The following is a 17,714-nucleotide window of genomic DNA, read 5'->3' as shown; positions in this document are numbered from 1 at the left end:
ATATAATTTTAGGTTATGAAAATATTTTTTGGAAATTTAAAATAACATCCTACATTTGCAATCCGAAAATGATGCGCCGCGTTGGTCAAGGGGTTAAGACGCCTCCCTTTCACGGAGGAGTCACGGGTTCGATTCCCGTACGTGGTACAAAAAAAGGGTTCTTCTGTTTTGAAGAACCCTTTTTTATTTTTAATCTTTCTCACTCCCTGAAAAGCTTACTCCCCGTTGAATCCGTCAACCCGTGTTTATGCAGCAGCACCGAGATCGCTTTCATTCTCATATAAGGAACGCTCAGGTAGATGAACCCCTGGTTTCCCGCTTCGGGCCCCCATGAATTTTTTGCTTTATAATAGATGTTGCCGTACTGGTCTTTCAGCTTGCCGGTAATATGTACGAGGTGATCGTCTGTGGTGCTGAAATCCTCAAAGGAAGATTGGCGCATTTCCTGGGAAACTTTTTTCTCCGGCCTGGCTTCAGTAAGTATAAGCTCGTTATCTTCCTGTTTTTCGGGCAATACAGCCAATCCGGCGGTAAATGTAGGTTCAGTGCCATCCAGGTCAAGGGCCAGGGAGAACCCGGCGTCGATTGCATGGTCTATGTTTTCCATAAATTCATCAAGGGGAAGGTTATAAAACCGTTCATTAGCCCAGTTTGCCGGTATACTCAATACGAACGGTTTATAAAAAGGAACATGGGTGAAAGAAGTAATGGTCAGGTAATCATCGGGATTTAACTGCGTGTAGGCAAGGAAGCTCACAGGAGTATATGTCTTTCCTTCATATATAAATTCATCCGGTACCTTCCCTAAAAAACTATCCAGTTTGGAAGGCACCTCCTTTTTCCATCCGGCACCCAGCTTATTGGCAGGGTCTGCATATTTTTTTACGTTGCTTTCTAACTCTTTGAACATTTTCAAATGATTGTGTTCCTTATTTCCGTTTATCAGCCCGGTATATTCTGTTTGCGGCAATAACCCGAATTCAGTTGAGCTGATGAGGGGATCATGATTAAGGCCACCTTCAGTAAAGCGCGCAGTGCCTTGCCGCAGGATATAATTCCGGGCCTTCAGTAAATAGGCGCATCTTACAAAATACATTTCCGAAAGATCAATCTTTTCTCCCTTCAACCGGATGATCTCTGATTCCAGGAAAGAGGTGGTGGCAAAACTCCAGCAGGTACCTGAGCTGTTCTGGCTGATAACCGGTAATGCAGGAATTACTGTTACCGGAGAGAAAATGTAGCTGCTTTTCCGTGGCTGCGATACAGCAGCCTTTTGAGGCTTGTGGTTACATGCCTGGATAGGGACCAGCAAAAGTATAAATGACAGGGCAAATAGCAGATCTTTTTTCATAATGGGCTTACAGTATTTCTTTTCTTTTTTTCAGATAATAATAATATCCGGCGAAACCCAGCGATAAGCTGAAGGCCACTGTGGCAACTGAAAGCCATCCGAACGGGAAGTTGCCGATCACCGTAAAGCCAATACCCGCACTGAGCAGGAGCAAAAACCATTTCATTGCATAATCTTTACTTTCTGCACCAATCCGCAGCATCTTTTCTGCTTCAGCAGCATCAATCCCCCTGCTGATCATTTTACTTTTAAGACGATGATTAAGCAGCATGCGGATCAGCGTTAACAAAAAACTCGTCACTACATAAAATAACAGGATGATGATGACTGTACGGATAATCACATCGGGAATATAGGTGCCATCCGCGAGCATAAAACCGCCGCCATCAGCACGAACGGAAGCCGGGCAGGCACTTAAGAAACTGATTGAGATTATTTTTTTCATCTGCATAAATTGTTTTTAAGTGGTGATGAACCCACTTGTAATAGTTAGACCTTAATACCGGTGATCAGGTTGCAGCTTTACTCAGGATTTAATGCCTTCATCTTTTTCCGGTAAGTGCCATATAGCTCTATAAGCTGCATCGCTAATATGCCGGATAGCAGCACCAGACTCAATACCAGGCCCATAGTACCTATGCCCGAAAAAATCCAGCTGATCGTATTCCAGTATGCTATCAATCCGGCGACGAGCAGCCCAATGGCTCCGGACAGCAAACTATAGAGATACCAGGCTTCCTTTTTATCAGGTGCATTCACTTCAGATAGTAAATCAGGAATGAGCAGCTCCGTGTTGAAATCCGGCAGAGGCGCTTCCGCTTCCCTGATATGGCTGTAGAGCGTTTGGTAGGCACTGATCTGCATTTGGCAATGGATACAATCTGACACATGCTCCACAGCCACCGGGGCCGCAAACCCATCCAGCGCATAGCGCTGCAGCTGTTCTTCGCTTAAGTGTATCTTGCTCATAAATGTTCCTTTGAATAATAATCAAGTAATCGTTCCTTCAGTATTTTTCTTGCCCGGAATAAATAATTTTTGACTGTTCCGGCAGGGAGCCCTGTGATATTCATGATCTCATCGATACTGAGTTCTTCTTTATGGAATAAAGTAATAAGTGTCCGATAGAGAGGTGGCAACGTAGCACTGAGCTTTTCCAGGATTTCCGATCTTTCTTTTACAGAGAGTAACTGGCTGGCGTCCAGCGTCTCCCTGTTGATCTTCTGCCAGGCAATTTCGCGTAAAAGCCATTCATCATCATCAGGAATGTCGATCAGTTCCGGTCTGTATTTTTGCAAATGGTCCAGGCAAGTGGTGTAGCTGATATGCGCAACCCAGGTAGACAGTTTGGACTGAAAACGGAATTTCGGAAGATACCTGAAGATCTTCAGGTAAATATCCTGCATCAGATCCTTTCTGTCTGCATAGTTATTAATCATCTTAAAGACAATATTCGCCACCAGTTTTTCGGTGCTACGGATCAATAACGTAGCAGCATGACGGTCACCCTCCATGATCTTTTTTATCATGTCCTTATCAGAAAGAATAGGAGGGCGTCCCGGGTACATAGTATGTATCAGACGTGAGAAGTAGAAAAAGGTTGCAGGAAAACGTCAAAATATGTTCATCCGGCTTTTAATGCCAGTTTCCCCACCTTTCTTCCGATAATATTTAATACATATTTTTAATAATATATATTTTATTTCATGTAAAATATTTATCCCGCATTGTTCATTTTGTGCATTTTTAATCACCCTGCCCATTTATTCATTTTATTCATTCAAACCCGCAACCCGCTACAACATTGATTATTACAATACTTTAGCCATACCGAACCCATATCCCGATATATTAAGCGACTAAGTATCCTTATGCGTATCCCTCTGCGTGCCTTGAAAGCAATTATCAATTCCCTGTTACCTGGATTTCCCGGACGGATATGGTATGCTGCACTGGTATGCTTCATTTATTTCCCGCTTCAGATACACGCTCAAACCGGTTGTCCTGTACCTAAAGTGAGAAAGTACGTCTCCGGCCAAAGAACGGCCTCCCTTTTAGGTTGGGTGGATAATGAAACACTGGCAGCCGATGCCAATCCCGTTACCTTCTCTACACTGAATGCACCCATTCCGCTGTTAGGACTCACCTTCGCCACCCAATACCTTCGTTTCAATTCACAGGTGGCTGCCGGCACACCTCTCAGCGTAAAAATTATTTACCCTACCAACCTCCTGGGTGCGGGGTCGTCCGCTACTGTACAGCCTTTCATATACGACAATGGTACAGAAAAAGCAGCAGGTGTATCCTCATCGGTGGGCAACCTGTTATCCCTCCTGAACGGCGCCGGTGATATGGAACTGACCTTCACGCCGAAAGACGCTGCCGGTAACCCCGTGGCCTATGATGGCGTGTGGATAAAACTCTCCGGCATAGCCGGACTGGCAATGAATATGGGCGTATACGATGCCTGGATCATGCAGGACCCGCCCGGTGATATCAGTTGCAACCAGGCCATCGATGTACTGGCAGGCATCCGCGCAGGCGGCGTAAACCTGCTTTCCGCTACCGGCGGCGTAGTGAATAAATGGAACGCGATCGACAATGATCCTTCTCTCACTACCTACGCGCAACTGAACACCGGCGTACAGGTACTGAGCCAGGTGTTTGAAACTGTTGTATTTAATACACCCGCGAAAGCGGGTGATTCGGTATACCTTGTATTACAAGACCCTGGCGGAGGGCTGCTCAACCTTAGTCTCCTCACTGGTTTCACCATACAACCTTACCTCGGAACAACACCGGCAGGAAGCCCCATCACCAATAGCAGCAGCTTGCTGAGTCTCCGCCTGTTGAGCGGGCCGGGACAAAAGTACGTGCTGGCTGCCGCTATCCCTGCGGCCTTCGACCGGGTAGACATACAAATGGGCGGCGTTGTAGGCGCCCTCTCTTCCCTACGCATCTATGATGTAAAAGTAGTATCGCCGGTACCGGTGTATTCACTTACCATCAATGGTAATCTCACCCCCGGCCCAATATGTATTAAAGACGCAGACAAACTGAAATTCAATATTACCAATGCAGACCCCTGTGCAGTGTATAAATGGTACAGCACAGACAATACATTGCTATCTACCGGTAACGACTATACGCCGGTAATTACCAGCCCGGGAAATTTTACCTGGTATGTGGAAGCCATACGGAACGGATGCAACAGCGTTGTCAGTAATCGTGTGCCCGTTCACGTTACAGTGGAACCCCGTCCCGGAAAACCATTACTCACCATTCAATTAAACCCTTGACATATGAAGATTGCTACATCCGGAATGCACCGGCTTTTCCATCCCGTTTTAATGATCCCTGTTTTACGCCATCCTGCTGTTAAGTACCTGCTGGGCGTATTTTTAGTGCTGTGTACCATCGGAGTCCGCGCACAAACCACTACACTCATCAAAACACCGGCAGATCTGTCGGATAACAATGATGCTTCAAAAGGTACTTCTACCTCCACAGGCACTACCTTGTTCTGTACGGATCAATCTGTGTTTACACTTATCTCCAGTTTAACCGATCCCACTGCTACAGGCACCCCTGTACCTTATACCAGCTGGGTATGGCAGGAGATTGATGTAAACGGGAACCCCGGCGCGCTGCCTGCAACAGCCGTTCCTGTCAATGAAAAACTGAATGTAGCATCCGCTACACCCGGCTGGCACACTTACCAGGTAACTGCCGCTACGGGCGCCTCAGAGTGCCCGGCCGATCCGGTAATTTTCACGGTGTATGTGTTGCCAAACCTAACCATTGCTGCGGAAGTAGATCCGGCGAATAATCCAAACCTTACCTATTGCGCGGCCAACGGTGCGCCCACCGGCCCGAAAGCAATCAACCTCAAAAGCACGGTAACGTTTACCACTCCGCCCCGCAAAATTACCGGCCTGAAAGACTATACAATAAGCGATTTCGAATTGAAATATGTATGGTCTAAACAGGAAGTAGGCGTGCCCGCCTCTAAAACAGATGTAGGTACAGGTGCTGATTATACCATCGTGGAACCGGCCGTGTCCACACCCGGTACCGAGAAAAAATATAGCTACAGCGTAAAAGTGGTTTACACGGTGAAAGCATGCGGCGATTATACCGCTATTGCACAATCCGGCGGACAACCAGCCGTGATCACTGTTACGCCTAAACCAGGTCAACCGGTTATTACTATCCAGTAATCTGTATGGGTAAAAAAATAACTGTTATCTTTTTAATCCTCGGCTGGTGGATGACTTCCGCATGGGCGCAGTCACCACCGGTCAGGTATATCATGCCCGGTCAGCAGGTAAAGCTTACCGCCACTGCCACCAATGCGCAATACTACCAGTGGTACCGCGATGGCGTGTCCATCACCGGCGCTACGCTGGCGGAATATATTACCGCAACACCGGGCAGGTATACCGTAGAGGCATATAACGGTAACGACTGTATGTCGGAGCCGTCTGAAGCAGTTATTATCGCCGAAATAACCGGCAGGGGACCGGATGCAGATCTGCAGATCACCAAAACTGCCGATAAGGGAAACATCCGTGTGAACAGCACTTTCAATTACTATTTAACAGTGGTGAATAACGGTCCGGCAAATGCTACCGGCATCGTGGTAACAGATAAACTACCCCGTTACCTGGCAATGGACCTGCTATCAGTGCCCACAATGGGTTCCGCAACCTACGAAGCAAACGATCATACGGTGCTGTGGAAAATGAATGGTCTGCAAAAAGGCATGACCGCTTCTTTATCCATTAAGGTAAAAGTCCTGGAACCCGGACTGGTCAGCAATACCGCTACTGTTACCGCCACTGAAGATGATAACGTATTGCAGAATAACACCAGTACGCATCAGCTGAAAGTATTGGCGTTGCATATTCCCAATGCAATTACTCCCAACGGCGACGGCGTGAACGAAGTGTTTATCATCAGCGGCCTGGAACTTTACCCGGAAAATGAACTTACTATTCTCAACCGCTGGGGCAATCATGTATTTGAACAAAAAGGATATACACAAAACTGGAACGGAAAAGGATTAAATGCAGGCACTTATTTCTACTTGCTGCGGGTGAAGGATGAAAACGGCCACTGGCAGGAGTTTAAAGGATATATCAGTTTACTGAAGCCATAAACATTTACTATGTGTATGAAGAGATATTTTGTTTTCCTGGTAAGCATGTTTTGCAGCTGGCATCAGTTGCAGGCGCAGCAGGATGCGCAGTTCAGCCAGTATATCTTTAATGGCATCTATATAAATCCCGCTTATGCGGGATACCGGCAGGAACTGAATGCGCATGCGTTTTACAGGAATCAGTGGGTGGGTGTTCCCGGTGCGCCGGAAACCATGTCGCTGGCAATTGATGGCAGCCTGAATAACGACCGGGTAGGGCTTGCGCTGCAGGTGTCGCACGACAAAATAGGCGCCCAGAGCCAATTAGCGGCATATGGCAATTATGCATACCGTATTCCACTGGGAGGTGAAACCGGCCGGCTGGCATTTGGTATTGGTGCAGGTATCGTACAACAGGGGCTCAATCCCAATGAGCTGGAGTTTACCAATCCCAACGAACCAAATCTTGGCGGAGCCACCCAACACATGCTGTTATTCGATATCCGGGCGGGTGCATATTATGCTACCGAAAACTGGTTTGTTGGTTTTTCGGCAGATAATCTTACGGCACAATACCAGGCAAAAAATAAACCATTGGGTCATTTTATCCCGGCGCCTAAACCACACTTTTATTTCACCGGCGGTGCATTGCTCAGGATGAATGACGATGTATTCCTGAAACCATCTTTCCTGTTGAAAGACGACAGGGCAGGACCTACCAGTCTTGATCTGAATATGTTTGTATTACTGAAGGAACTGGTTTGGCTGGGAGGCGGATACCGTACAGCAGTGGAGCTGTATAACAAGCCGGCTTTGCAGCAGGGCCTTGCCAAACCCGGTGCTGTAATAGCAATGGCGGAAGTATTTGTGTTGCCGGAATTACGAATAGGATATGCCTTTGATTATGCTTTAAACAAATACCGCACTTACAACAACGGCACGCACGAAATATCTGTTGGATATTATTTCAAGAGAATGGATAATGCTAAACGGACTTCTCTGCGACAGGTGAGATGTTCTTATTTTTAACCTTTGATGATGCAGTGGATTACCTTCGTATCTTTAAGTAACAAGTTTCCGGGTATGAGAAAAAAGAAAGTTGCTTCATTGTTGGTGAGTATGCATCCGTTACAACGGGTGCTGGTGAGTTTGGGGTTCACCTTCCTGGTGTTTATTATTTTTTTATTACTGAAGGTAGAGGTACATCCGCTGGTATTGTCTGCACTGTTATGGAACATCTTTGCCATTTCCTATATCTCCACCGGCTGGATCGTTTTCTTCAACCGGACCATACAGGAGATCCGTACATGGGCGAGGATCGACGATGGTAGCCGCACTTACGTTACTTTAACGGTGTTGCTCGCATCTGTAGCGAGCCTGGTACTGGTGTTGTTAATGATGTTGTCAAAAGAGCTAACGGGTCTTTCAAAGATCCTGTACCTCCCGGTAGCCGTTTCCGGTATGCTGGCTTCCTGGACAATGGTACATACCACCCTCACTTTTCACTATGCGCATCTGTATTACGACGATGCCGAAGACGACAATACGAAACAGGCGGAAGGGCTGGAGTTTCCTAAAGAAAAAAAGCCGGACTATATCGACTTTGCCTATTTCGCCTTCGTGATAGGCATGACCTTCCAGGTATCAGATGTGGATATCACCGGCAGATTGATCCGCCGCACGGCGCTGGCACATGGCTTGTTATCCTTTTTGCTGAACACGTTTGTGGTAGCATTAACGATAAATTTAATCGCAGGATTGAAGCAATAAATTGCCTTCAAAAGCACAATCTTCTTACCTTTGATAAAGAATCGAAAAAAAGTTTTGGTTTGTAAAACATTTTCCTATCTTTGCAATCCCAAACGAAAAATGCCGCGTTGGTCAAGGGGTTAAGACGCCTCCCTTTCACGGAGGAATCACGGGTTCGAATCCCGTACGTGGTACAAGAAAAAGGACTTCTGCAAAGAGGTCCTTTTTTTGTTTCAGCCATTTTATTCTCTTTCCCCGGTGAAAGTTTTGCGGCAGGGTCGTCTCCTGCATCAAATTCACAACAACATTTAGTACATTTATTCCAACAGCACTCCTTTCCCTGAAACTGAAATGATTAACGGTCATATAAAGGCGCACGCCCAACAATGGCAAAAAGTAGTCAGGTATAGCTTTTACCTGCTATGGATGTTATTGTCCTTCACCGCCGTTAATGCCCAGAAACGGGAAACCGCCAGCTACAACTTCACCCACCTCGATATCAGCAACGGCCTGGCCAGCAACCACGTATCCGCCATTATGCAGGACCGGAAAGGTTTTATATGGATTGCCAGCACCGCACTGCAACGCTACGACGGTACCAACCTCGTAACAGTAGCCAGTTTCGACCGGGTGCCCGGTTCCATCTACTACGATGATATCTGCCTCTGCGAAGATAAAAAAGGCCGCATCTGGATGGGAACACCCGATAATATTCGTGTATACGACCCCGTTACAGACCAGGTAAAAGCCCTGCTGGTAGCCGACAGGGACGTTCGCCCGGAAGGACTGCAATGCAGCCAGATCCTCGAAGATCACGATGGCGTAATATGGGCTACCACGCACGACGGACTACTACGCTTCAACGAAAAAGCACTTAACTTCCAGAAAGCAGCCATCATCCCCGAAGCAGACCGCATCCAGATGATGGACGCCATCATGGAAGATGAAAGCGGCAACCTGTGGATCAGCGGAAAACACGGCCTGTACATCCTGGACCGCCAGCGGAAAAATTTATACAGCTCCGCCAATAACCCGCTGAAACTGCCGGTACTCAATATCGATAATACCTTCAAGAAAATATTCACCGATCCCCATCACCAAATATGGCTCGCCGGCCGGCACGGACTCTTATACAACTACGATCCCGCCTCCCGTCAACTTACAAACTATACCTTCGAAGCGCCCGGCGGTAAAAAAGATAATGAAGATTATGACGCCATCTTCGACCTGGTAAACGACAGCGATAATAACCTCTGGATTGCCACCGAAAAAGGCGGGATACTCCGCTATAACCGCGAACTGAAACACTTTGATCTGAACATCATTGCCAATAATGCAGACCCTAAAGGATTTCATTACACCTACGAAGCCAATTGCTTTCTCAGCGACCGCGAAGGCCACCTGTGGATAGGCACCGATCTGGGCGTAAATATCCTCAGCCTTCACAACAAAACATTCCGTATCCTCGATAACAGAACCACTTTTCCCAATACCACCCAACACCTCCCGGCAACAGAAGTAACAGGCATTTTCCAGGCTTCCAATGGAGATGTATACGTAGGATACTGGGGCAAAGGCTTTAGCCACTTAAACGCCAACCTGGAACTGATCCGCAACTATATACACGACGACGGGGAACCCGCATACACCCTGCCGGAAGAACGCGGACTGGTATGGACTTTCGCCGAACTGAAAGACGGTACCATCCTCGTCGGACAGGAAAACGCATTCCTCTCCCTGTTTAATCCCGCTACCGGGAAATTCACGAAACATCTTACTTCCCCGGTACTTTATGAACAAACAATACTCAACCTGAAACCACAACACGATACCACCGTTTGGATCGGCCTGTATAAACGCGGACTCGCCAGCTGGAACCCGCAGCAAAATACTTTTCAACATTATCATGAAATAGTAGATTCTCTGAAACGACCCGTTTCTGTAATGGATATCGTTCCGGAAGGAGACTCCCTCCTGTGGCTCGGCTCCAGCAGCGCAGGGCTCATACAGTTCAACACCCGCTCACGCCGCATCGTACATCGCCAAACCTTTGAACTGGAAACAAAAAGATATAGCAACATCACAAGCTTACGCCGTTTTAACGACACTATATTACTGGCTGGCACTGATCACGGCCTGTGGGTATATAACACGCGGAAACACACCTATAAGCCGCTTCTCATCAACACTAAACTGTTTGATCAGTGGGTACTGAGCATGGAAGAAGATGGCCCCGGCAAAATATGGTTCACCACCCAATACGGATTTTATCGCTACCATGTGGCGGCCGACCGGCTGGAAACATTCATCCAGGGCGACGATATCATTGATAACACCCGCAAGGTAAGACGCCGTATTGTGAAGCTGGACGATGGTAATCTTCTCGTAGGCGCATCCGATCATATTGTGGCTTTTGATCCCGCCAGCCTGCGCGTAGCGCCACCGCCGCCGGATGTAACGATCGTAAACCTGAAAGCGCTCGACAGTATTGTGCTGATCCACGCCGCCCTGCAGGACAGTGTGCCGGTTACCCTCAGCTATAAACAAAACTTTATCAGCATAGAATTCAAAAGCCTGCTATACCACGAAGAAAAGATCCGTTATTACTATCAGCTGGAAGGCGTAGACGAAAACTGGGTGCTTACAGATAATATCCTGGTAGCAAAATATACCAATCTGCCTCCGGGCAACTATACGTTCCGCGTGAGGGCCGTAAATACCGCCGGTACCTTCTCTGAACATATCAGTACACTGCAGATCTTTATTAAACCCGCCTTCTGGCAAACCTCCTGGTTCCGGCTATTATGCCTGCTGCTGGCTGTTTCACTGGTATATCTTTATTACAGGTTACGTATTGCAGGTATCAAAAAAGAAGCAAAACAACGCGAAGCCATACAACAACAAATTGCGCAGCTGGAAATGAAAGCGCTTCGCGCCCAAATGAACCCGCACTTTATTTTTAATGCGCTGAATTCTATCCAAACCTTTATGATGAAAAGCGAAACAGAACAGGCCCTGGCCTACCTGAGCCGCTTTGCAAAACTGATCCGCAACGTACTCGATAATTCACAACTCAATAATACCACGGTAGCCCAGGAAATCAGCGTACTGGAAAACTACATGGAACTGGAAAAACTCCGCTTCAGCGACGAATTTGAATACGAGATCATTGTGGATCCGGCACTCGATGCCAACATGGTAGATGTACCCACCATGATCATCCAGCCATTTGTGGAAAACGCCATCTGGCACGGTTTGCTGCACGAAAAAGGAAAAGGAAAAGTAACCATTACCTTTAAAAAGGTAGATGACCGCATTTTATGTACCATAGAAGATAATGGTATCGGGCGGGAAAAATCTGCAGCAATGAAGCGACTCAGCAAACCCCGCCATCAATCCCGCGGACTGCAAATTACGCGCGACCGCCTTTCACTGTATAACAGCCGCTTTAATGTAGATGCCAGCTTCGATATTGAAGACCTGACAGATGAAGAAGGAAAAGCACTGGGAACAAGGGTAAACCTGTGGTTCCCGTTTGTGGAAGAGTAGCCAATGGGAAAAACGATCTGTTTTCCCATTGGCTGAATATTTTTATGCAAGGCCGGTTTCATAATGCCGCTCCGGGATCTCGATATCCAGGAAGCCTTTTTTAATCAACCATTCCCTGAAGATTTGCTGCACATCATACTCCCCATGTACCAGGAAAAGTTTTTTCACATCTTTCGGATGCTGGCAGGCCAGCCACTGGCTCAGATCTTCATAGTCGCCATGCGCACTCATAGAACGGATCACGCCCACCGCTGCATTTACATGGAAACGGGTACCATAAATAGATACCTCTTTAGCGCCACGCATCAGCTTACCACCTAACGATTGCGGCTCGCAATAACCAACAATAAGAATGGTATTACGGGCGTTGTCGATGTTATTGGCAATATGATGCTTCACACGCCCGGCTTCTGCCATGCCTGATGCTGAGATGATCACGCAAGGCTCCTGGCGGAAATTCAGTGCTTTGGACTCGTCTACTGTTTTGATATAATGAAGACCGGGGAAGTCAAACGGATCATCGTCCTTTTTCAGGATATTAGCCACTTCCCTGTTAAATACTTCGGGGTGCGCTTTGGTAACGGCAGTAGCTTCTGTGGAAAGCGGGCTGTCTACAAAAATGTCAACCCTCGGCAGTTTACCCGCCAGTTGTGCATTGTTCAACGCATACAACAACTCCTGCGTGCGCCCTACACTGAAAGCAGGAATAATCAGCTTCCCTCTTTTTTCCATACAGGTTTCCCTGATATGACGCAGCAGTTCAGCATCAGCGGGGGCAGCATCTGCATGCAGCGTGCTGCCATAGGTAGATTCTATCAGGATATAATCTGCCTGTGGAAACACCTCCGGCGATTTCAGTATCGCATCATTGTAGCGGCCAATATCACCGCTGAAAGAGATCTGCTCCGTTTTACCGTTTTCTGTAATACGCAGGTGTACAGCTGCGGCGCCCACAATATGGCCGGCATCGGTAAACATCAGTTGTATATCCTTGTCAATATGCGTCCAGGTATTATAACCAGTCGGCTTCAACCGGTCGATGGACAGTTTCGCATCGTCTACACTATATAGCGGCTCTACAAAAGGGAGCCCTTCTCTCGCCATTTTTTTATTGGTAAACTTCGCATCATCGCGTTGTATTTCGGCGGAGTCGAGCAACAGTATTTCTGCCAGATCGCGGGTAGCAGGCGTGCAGAAAATATCGCCCCGGTATCCAAGTTTCACGAGCCGCGGTATAAGGCCGGAGTGGTCGATATGTGCATGCGACAGCACCATGTACGTTATTTCCTGCGGATCAAATCCGAAGTCCCTGTTAAGGGAATCTGTTTCATGACCCATGCCCTGGAACATGCCACAATCCAATAAAATCTTTTTGCCATTCTTTAGTGTGATCAGGTGTTTTGATCCGGTAACAGTGCGCGCAGCGCCATGAAATGCAATTTTCATATCAGAAATTTAGAGTGAACGGCGTTCACCATTTTACGATTTACATTTAAACGACCAGGTGATGGCGAAGGAGGCAATTAATATGCCGTCTTTATCCCGGCCTTCACTACGGAGGGTAACGGTTTCCGCGGAATTATCATTTAGTGCCCGTTCTATAGCGGCTCTCAGCAGCGGGAGTTCGGAACAGGTAAACGTGGTAACGCCGGTGGCTTTTTTCACAAAAGTGGATTCCATGCCGGTAACGAGCATGGATACACGCCGTGGCGCGCTGCGTACATACATCATCGCCGGTAAGCCGGTGCTGAGTTCAGCTGCCATTGCTAAACAGGCAAAGTAAGTAGACCGGAAAGGGTTTTGCGATAACCAGCGGAAAGGAACGGTGGTTACACAGGTATCGGCTTCCAGCGATTTTAACCGCACTCCTGAAAGCCAGGCTGCCGGCAGCTTCCAGAACAGGTAGGCCGAAAACTTAAACGGATGCTGTGCAAACTTCTGAAAAGATTGCACAGCATCCGTATTGAAAGTGGTAATGCCGTTATCCATGACGATGTTATTCGTTGATATAATGGGAAGGCTGCAACGCAGCGGGTGACCATTGTTTCAGGAACTCCTGCACTTTCTTTTTATCATAGGAATCTGCCGATTCCAGCAAACCGGAATTCTGCGTATGCAGCCGGTTACCTTTTGCATCCAGTATTACCAGCACCGGGAAACCAAAACGCTGCGGATAGCCCAGCTCTTTCAGAACAGGCAGGTTCTTGTTTTCCTTGCTGTAATTAAGATGATACACTACATAATTATCATTCAGCGCCGCTTTCAGCTCGGCATCATCTTCTATAAATTTATACAGCCGCTTACACCAGATACACCAGTTGCCGCCAATTTGCAGCAACACATGTTTCTGCTCTTTCGCTGCTTTTTGTTCTGCTGCTGCTATATCCGCCTTTGCATCGGCAGCAGGATTGTAAATATGTTCCAGGTCATGTGTTTGCGCCTGCGTGGCAGGAATTGCAAAAGCCATACTCAATAACAACGTCCAAACAAACTTCTTCATAAAAAAACTATTAATCAGGATATCTAATTTACACTATATTTTGCACATACTGCTGGATGGCCAGCTGGGCTTTGGCAGGGTCCTGCAGCTGTAACCGGACAATATCTTTCAGCTGTTGCTGCAACGCCGGATCATATACCGGCACACATACTTCTATCCTGCGATGGAGGTTACGGTTCATCCAGTCAGCCGAACCCATATACACTTCTTCCTGGTTATTATTATGGAAGATGAATACCCGCGCATGTTCCAGGTAGCGGTCTACAATCCGTATAATGCGGATGTTTTTGCTTTCCGGGATATCCGGCACCAGGCAATTGATGCTACGCACAATCAGGTCTATCTGTACGCCTGCCTGGCTGGCTTCATACAGCTTACTGATCATCCCTCTTTCCTGCAGGTTATTTATTTTGATGATGATCCTGCCGGGCTTCCCTTCTTTTACGTGAACAATTTCCCGGTCTATCAGCCCGGTAAAACGTTCCGTCATATTAAACTGCGCTACCAGCAAATGCTGGAACTTCAAAAACTGGTAACCCGCTGGTTGTTCCCTGCTTTGAAGGTACAGGAACAGCAGTTCCATCTCCCGGGTAATATCCTTATGCCCGGTAAACAAAACATGATCGGTGTAAAAACGTGCAGTGCTTTCATTAAAATTACCGGTAGCAATGAGGCCGCAATAATCCCACTGGTAGCCGCGGTTACGCTTTACCAGTGCAGTTTTGGCATGCACTTTCATACCAGGAATACTATAAATGAGTTTTACGCCGGCATCCTTCATTTTCTTTGCCCAGCGGATATTATTGGCTTCATCAAACCGGGCTTTCAGTTCCACAAACACCGTTACCTTTTTCCCGTTCTTTGCTGCGCTGATCAGCGCCTGTGCAATCTGTGAGCCGGAAGCAATGCGGTACAGCGTTACATATATTTCGGCTACATCCGGATCTGCCGCGGCTTCATTAAAAAAGCGCAGGATATAATCGTAGCGCTGGTAGGGGAGATGTACCAGCAAATCCTGCTGTAACACCAGGTCCAGTAACCGGTCGGTAGCCACAATGGCTTTATTTTCGGCGGGTATTACTTTGGGATAATCTACGTGTAATAGCCCTGCCGGCGCTGGTAGATTAGCCAGGTCTTTCAGGTTATGATAACGCCCGCCCATTACCTGCTCATCGTCCTGTACATCAAACTGGATGGCGAGGAAATGGAGCAGCGACCGGGAAATAGCGGCATCGTATAGGAAGCGCGTAGGCACCCCCAACTCACGTTTACGGATCAACGTTTCTACTTCTTCCAGGATATCACCCTTCATTTCATCCATATCCATTTCGGCATTACGGGTAAGCTTCACGCTATGGCAACTTTCCACCGTATAGCCTGGGAAAAGATAAGAGAGATGCGCGCGGATAATATCATCGAGGAAAGCAATGTAATGAATACCCTCCAGCGACGGCAGCTGCTGAAAACGCGGCAGGTCGGCGGGGATATTCACAATCACAAATTCCTGGATGCTGGTATTGTTTTCAGGCACCAGCGTTACTGCCAGGTACAGCTGGTTGTTTTCAAGAAATAGTTTTTTATGTTTTCCATTGAGCCATACCGGTTGTAAATAAGCCAGTACAGTAGTAAGGAAATAATATTTTGTAAAGGCAAGATGGGCAGGTTGCAGCGGCTGGTTATAATACAATTGTACGCCCTGTGCCTGCAGGTCATGCAATACACTGCCGGTGAAGATCTGTCCGTATTCCTGTTGCTGCCGGTTTATTTCCTGCAACACCTGTTGCAAGGTATCGCTGCTGATGGATTCATTTTCCCCGGCTGCCGGATCATTTTCCAGCACCCGGTTGATGGTAAGTATGGCCGGCATTCTCACCCGGAAAAACTCATCGAGGTTGGAAGAGAAGATGGAAAGAAATTTAATCCTTTCGTATAGTGGTACCTGTTGGTCTGCCGCCATCAACAACACCCGGTAATTAAAGGATAACCAGCTGAGATCGCGGTTATATAAAGGAACACCCATGAATCATTATGCTTTTACCGGGAAGAAAATTGCTGCAATCAGGAAAGCGAATACAGAAATAATAAGACCAAACATGAAAATATTATAGGAAATACGCAGCAGTTTGTATTTATGACCCAGTACTACGCCCAGGTAATAAATGTCTCTCGTCATGCTGCTGTACAGGAATTCAGAATCATCCATCATCTGCTTGATTCCCCACTGGTATTCTTCCAGGTGCATTTTATAAAAGTTACCAAAAAACAGGAGATTGGCATCTTTCTTTTCAATATCCGCTTTGGTGAAGGTACCGCTGGTTACATTCGGGCGGGTGGCCAGCACGGAGAAGATTACGGTGAGTACGGCCGTGAAAAGGAAAATGATGGAAGGGATCACCATGTTGGGATAATCTTCCAGTCGCCTTACCAGTACGCTCAATATCACGGAGATGATAATGGAATTCACCGAAATCATGATATGCGCTTTGCTGTCGGCCATAGAGCTTAGCCTGATATGATTGGTGGAAGTGGTTCTGAACATGGTTTCCACGCCACGTTCGGATTTACCTGCCTTCTCTTTATCCTTGTCTTTTTTCTTTTTTTCAGTGAAGGTAGCCGGCGGGGTATCTGAAGTGCCGTCGCCGGGAGTGGCGGTGATAGGAGTAAGATTATCTTCCGCAGCTTCTTTTGTTTTTTTCTCCAGCTTCTTTTTCAGCTTTTCCAGGTTCTCTTCTTTCTGTTGTTTAAACAGGGTCTGTGCGTAGTCGGTCCAGTAGTGATGGTCCGTTAAAAAGGTGATATTGGTATTCAGCCATTTCACGGCGGGAATATCCTTCTGGTAGGTCAGCTCCATTTCATGCCGGAGCAGCTTGTTCCGGTCGGAGTACTCTTTGGATCCCAGGTGTGAAAGATCGGCGTCACAAACAATCTGTTCCACCAGGTTGTGGGGCGACTGGGGCATTTTGGTAGCCAGGATGGCGCCCTGTACCATCGACTGAACATTTTCCGGCGCCTGTTGTTGCTGTAAGAATTGCAGGGCCTCTTTGGCGCCGTTTTCTTCGTGGGCACTGCCTTCGCCAAGCAGGTACCCGGCATCATGAAACCAGGCGGCTACATATACTGCCGCTAATTCGTCGTCCTGAAGGCGGTAATGGGCCGCAATTTGTCCGGCAGCCTGTACTACCTGTTGCGTATGTACGAGATTATGATAAACCAGGTTAGGGCGCGGGTGTTGCTGATACTGGGCTATAACATAGTCCCGGGCTGCATCTATAATAGCATTCTTTTGCATAAGGAAGACGAAAATTAAGATAAGGAACTGCGAAATACGTTGTATACTTTGTACATTTTATTGTACTAATAACGGTATGTTCGTTACTTCGCGTATTACAAATCGCAAATTGAACCTAAGTTACTGCATTTTTGAG

Annotated in this window: 15 protein-coding genes and 2 tRNA genes; 8 read left to right on the top strand and 9 right to left on the bottom strand. The window is 47.1% G+C overall.

Going from position 1 to position 17,714, the window contains the following annotated elements; genetic code table 11:
- Positions 1–75 precede the first annotated feature (75 nt).
- Positions 76–147: transfer RNA gene (locus tag PV783_RS00190), tRNA-Glu, on the top strand.
- 52 nt (positions 148–199) lie between these two features.
- Here PV783_RS00190 and PV783_RS00185 read toward each other — a convergent pair.
- The 4 genes from PV783_RS00185 to PV783_RS00170 all read right to left on the bottom strand — a co-directional run bounded on the left by PV783_RS00185 (position 200) and on the right by PV783_RS00170 (position 2,880).
- Positions 200–1,351 (bottom strand): C1 family peptidase, encoded by a 1,152-nt coding sequence (locus PV783_RS00185; RefSeq protein ID WP_420986827.1) that lies wholly within the window; start codon positions 1,349–1,351, stop codon positions 200–202.
- A gap of 7 nt (positions 1,352–1,358) precedes the next feature.
- Positions 1,359–1,796: a hypothetical protein gene (locus PV783_RS00180; protein ID WP_133256266.1), complete on the bottom strand. Its 438-nt coding sequence runs from the start codon at positions 1,794–1,796 to the stop codon at positions 1,359–1,361.
- Positions 1,797–1,873: 77 nt separating this feature from the next.
- Entirely contained in the window at positions 1,874–2,320 is a 447-nt protein-coding gene (locus tag PV783_RS00175) for a hypothetical protein (RefSeq protein ID WP_420986826.1), read from the bottom strand.
- The gene (locus PV783_RS00170) at positions 2,317–2,880 is read right to left on the bottom strand and encodes an RNA polymerase sigma factor (RefSeq protein ID WP_420986825.1); all 564 of its coding nucleotides are present in this window, start codon (positions 2,878–2,880) and stop codon (positions 2,317–2,319) included. Before PV783_RS00170 ends, PV783_RS00175 begins: the two co-directional genes overlap by 4 nt.
- Positions 2,881–3,222: 342 nt before the next feature.
- Here PV783_RS00170 and PV783_RS00165 point away from each other — a divergent pair, with 342 nt between their 5' ends.
- From PV783_RS00165 to PV783_RS00135, 7 genes are all read left to right on the top strand, one after another.
- Complete coding sequence (locus tag PV783_RS00165; protein WP_420986824.1) at positions 3,223–4,650, top strand: immunoglobulin domain-containing protein; 1,428 nt, start codon at positions 3,223–3,225, stop codon at positions 4,648–4,650.
- Positions 4,651–4,653: 3 nt separating this feature from the next.
- Complete coding sequence (locus PV783_RS00160; protein WP_420986823.1) at positions 4,654–5,571, top strand: hypothetical protein; 918 nt, start codon at positions 4,654–4,656, stop codon at positions 5,569–5,571.
- A 5-nt stretch (positions 5,572–5,576) separates the two neighbouring features.
- Positions 5,577–6,512, top strand: coding sequence for a gliding motility-associated C-terminal domain-containing protein (locus PV783_RS00155; protein ID WP_420986822.1), 936 nt, complete (start codon positions 5,577–5,579; stop codon positions 6,510–6,512).
- Positions 6,513–6,527: 15 nt separating this feature from the next.
- The gene (locus PV783_RS00150) at positions 6,528–7,520 is read left to right on the top strand and encodes a PorP/SprF family type IX secretion system membrane protein (RefSeq protein ID WP_336389058.1); all 993 of its coding nucleotides are present in this window, start codon (positions 6,528–6,530) and stop codon (positions 7,518–7,520) included.
- A 54-nt stretch (positions 7,521–7,574) separates the two neighbouring features.
- Positions 7,575–8,261 (top strand): DUF1345 domain-containing protein, encoded by a 687-nt coding sequence (locus PV783_RS00145; RefSeq protein WP_420986821.1) that lies wholly within the window; start codon positions 7,575–7,577, stop codon positions 8,259–8,261.
- A 101-nt stretch (positions 8,262–8,362) separates the two neighbouring features.
- A tRNA-Glu gene (locus PV783_RS00140) sits at positions 8,363–8,434 on the top strand.
- Positions 8,435–8,591: 157 nt separating this feature from the next.
- Positions 8,592–11,789: a ligand-binding sensor domain-containing protein gene (locus PV783_RS00135; protein ID WP_420986820.1), complete on the top strand. Its 3,198-nt coding sequence runs from the start codon at positions 8,592–8,594 to the stop codon at positions 11,787–11,789.
- A 42-nt stretch (positions 11,790–11,831) separates the two neighbouring features.
- On the opposite strand, the gene PV783_RS00130 is transcribed toward PV783_RS00135, so the two are convergent.
- From PV783_RS00130 to PV783_RS00110, 5 genes are read right to left on the bottom strand one after another with little or no spacing between them, the layout of a single operon-like run.
- Positions 11,832–13,235, bottom strand: a complete 1,404-nt coding sequence (locus tag PV783_RS00130) for an MBL fold metallo-hydrolase RNA specificity domain-containing protein (protein ID WP_420986819.1) — start codon at positions 13,233–13,235, stop codon at positions 11,832–11,834.
- A 33-nt stretch (positions 13,236–13,268) separates the two neighbouring features.
- The gene (locus PV783_RS00125) at positions 13,269–13,778 is read right to left on the bottom strand and encodes a DUF4442 domain-containing protein (protein WP_079473616.1); all 510 of its coding nucleotides are present in this window, start codon (positions 13,776–13,778) and stop codon (positions 13,269–13,271) included.
- A 7-nt stretch (positions 13,779–13,785) separates the two neighbouring features.
- A complete protein-coding gene (locus PV783_RS00120; protein WP_079473617.1) occupies positions 13,786–14,289 on the bottom strand; it encodes a thioredoxin family protein in 504 nt (167 codons plus the stop codon).
- A gap of 28 nt (positions 14,290–14,317) precedes the next feature.
- Positions 14,318–16,309, bottom strand: coding sequence for a polyphosphate kinase 1 (gene ppk1 / locus PV783_RS00115; protein ID WP_420986818.1), 1,992 nt, complete (start codon positions 16,307–16,309; stop codon positions 14,318–14,320).
- A gap of 6 nt (positions 16,310–16,315) precedes the next feature.
- Positions 16,316–17,578: a Pycsar system effector family protein gene (locus tag PV783_RS00110; RefSeq protein WP_420986817.1), complete on the bottom strand. Its 1,263-nt coding sequence runs from the start codon at positions 17,576–17,578 to the stop codon at positions 16,316–16,318.
- Positions 17,579–17,714: the final 136 nt, after the last annotated feature.

It is taken from the genome of Chitinophaga sp. CC14, from assembly GCF_048957795.1.
In the GTDB taxonomy this organism is placed as follows: Bacteria; Bacteroidota; Bacteroidia; order Chitinophagales; family Chitinophagaceae; genus Chitinophaga; species Chitinophaga ginsengisegetis.
This window is presented reverse-complemented; position numbering and strand designations above follow the sequence as displayed.